1 protein-coding gene is annotated in these 1,570 nt (G+C 70.0%); it reads left to right on the top strand.

Going from position 1 to position 1,570, the window contains the following annotated elements:
• A partial coding sequence (locus ACDELDRAFT_RS22310; RefSeq protein ID WP_005801083.1) for a single-stranded-DNA-specific exonuclease RecJ occupies positions 1–1,408 on the top strand: 1,408 nt, incomplete at its 5' end.
• Between the last annotated feature and the right edge of the window lie 162 nt (positions 1,409–1,570).

The following is a 1,570-nucleotide window of genomic DNA, read 5'->3' as shown; positions in this document are numbered from 1 at the left end:
CTACCTGGTGCCCGACCGCGTGACCGACGGCTACGGCCTCACGCCCCCCATCGCCCGGCGCGTGGCCGAGCGCGGCGCCGACGTGCTCATCACCGTGGACAACGGCATCGCCAGCGTGGACGGCGTGGCCGAGGCCAAGGCCCTGGGCCTCACGGTGCTGGTCACCGACCACCACCTGCCCGGCCCCGCGCTGCCGGCGGCCGATGCCATCGTCAACCCCAACCAGCCCGGCTGCACCTTCGAGAGCAAGTCCATGGCCGGCGTGGGCGTGATGTTCTACGTGCTGCTGGCGCTGCGGGCCGAGCTGCGCGCGCGCGGCCTGTTCAACGCCGCCACACAACCCAAGCTCGACCCGTTGCTCCCTCTGATCGCGCTCGGCACCGTGGCCGACGTGGTCAAACTCGACGCCAACAACCGCCGACTGGTCGCGCAGGGCTTGAAGCGCATCCGCGCAGGGCAGATGCCGGCGGGCGTGGCGGCACTCTTCCACGCCGCAGGCCGCAAGGCGCCGGCCGCCACCACGTTCGACTTTGGCTTTGCCCTGGGCCCGCGCATCAACGCCGCGGGCCGCCTGGCAGACATGACGCTGGGCATTGAATGCCTGCTGACCGACGACGCAGGCCGCGCCGCCGAGCTGGCCGCCACGCTCGATGGCATCAACCGCGAGCGCCGCGAGATCGAGGGCGGCATGCGCGATCAGGCCATGCTCATGGCCGAGAGCCTGTTCGACGAGAGCGAGGAGCCGCCGCCTGCGATCAGCGTGTTCGACCCCGACTTCCATGAAGGCGTGGTGGGCATCGTGGCCAGCCGCATCAAGGACAAGCTGCACCGCCCGACCTTTGTGTTTGCCGCCAGCAGCGCGCCGGGCAAGGAGCATGAGCTCAAGGGCTCGGGCCGCTCCATCCCTGGCTTTCACCTGCGCGACGCGCTGGACCTGGTGGCCAAGCGCCACCCGGGCGTGATCCTCAAGTTTGGCGGCCACGCCATGGCCGCGGGCTGCACCGTGGCCGAGGAATCGTTCGACGTGTTCGAGCAGGCCTTTGCCCAGGTCGCGCAGGAATGGCTGGACGCCGCCACCCTCACCCGCCGCATCGAGACCGACGGCCCCCTGGCCCCCGAATACTGCCGCGCCGACATGGTGGACACCCTGCACCGCGAGGTCTGGGGCCAGGGCTTTGCACCGCCCACCTTCAGTGAAGAAGTGCAGGTGCTGAGCCAACGCCTGGTGGGGGAGGCCAAAAACCACCTGTCCATCAAGCTCATCCACCAGGGCAACCCCATCGACGCGATCTGGTTCGGGCGCACCGAGCCCCTGCCCGCACGGGTGCTGCTGGCCTTTCGGCTGGATGTGAATGAATGGAAAGGCGAGCGGCGGGTGCAGTTCCTCGTGGAAGGCGCGCAACTCTAGGCGCGAGCCCGCGCGCCCTGGCACAAACGCGGCCGTACACGCATCACCATCCGCACGGCACGGCACGGCACCGATTCCAGCCATGCCGGCATTGGCACAGCCGACGTGCAGAATCGCTGCGGCCCCAGGCTGCAGCGACGCGCGCTGTGGCCCCAGCGCCGG

Origin of the sequence: Acidovorax delafieldii 2AN, assembly GCF_000175235.1 — a bacterium.
GTDB lineage: Bacteria > Pseudomonadota > Gammaproteobacteria > Burkholderiales > Burkholderiaceae_C > Acidovorax > Acidovorax delafieldii_B.
The sequence above is the reverse complement of the archived record's forward strand: the minus strand, read 5'-3'. Positions and strand labels throughout refer to the sequence as shown.